This is a genomic window from Paenibacillus sp. 01T422 (genome assembly GCF_056398785.1).
Window position 1 is genome coordinate 1 of the sequence record NZ_JBFTQB010001506.1, and the last position, 668, is coordinate 668.

Annotated in this window: 1 protein-coding gene; it reads left to right on the top strand. The window is 42.8% G+C overall.

Translation table 11 applies throughout. The features are described 5' to 3' along the window. Positions 1–181 precede the first annotated feature (181 nt). Positions 182–668 (top strand): YkoP family protein (locus tag AC1DUA_RS39865; protein WP_477504909.1); only part of this gene is annotated, 487 nt, incomplete at its 3' end.

Sequence of the window (668 nt, forward strand, 5' to 3'; positions counted from 1 at the left end):
CCGCATCGACATATCGAACCCGAAAGGGACAAGAGGGAGCCGAACCCCGTATTGTACGGTGAAGGCCACGGAACGCGTGAAGAACTTGGAAAAGCAGCGCGGAAGAATCCTCCGGTGTATGGGGAGCAGCATGTAGTAACAGTTGTGTCGTATTTTCGTATACTTGTGGTTTAAATGGGATATGTTGTTTCATGCTTTGTTTGGAGTGAAACCTGTTGATCCGGAAAATCCTTTACTGTTTTATAGAGTGCGTCTTTACCATGGAAAGACTATTTTATTATCTGATGGAGAAAAAATAGTAAGCGGAGATCGCGTCATTGAACTGCATTTCAATAATGAAATGTTATTTCGTATGGCCATCAACTCCCATTCCATAGTTCACCTTGCAGTGCAAATAATTCGGTCTGTAAAAGAGGTTTTACCCCACACGGCAAAGATATCGAATGATGTTCATTACAGCAATATTAAAGCTATCTATGGAATCACCATGATCCATCGCGGGGCCAACCAGCTTGGATTTACGTTAACGAACTTGCCGCACGGATTGTTTTCCTACGTAAGAAGCTTATATTTGAAAGTACTTCTTTATACCATTCATCCGGAAGGGAAAACTAGACTGAAGGTGAAGTCCGATGCTCTCACCCCCAAAGTTCTAGCCATCTCTATAC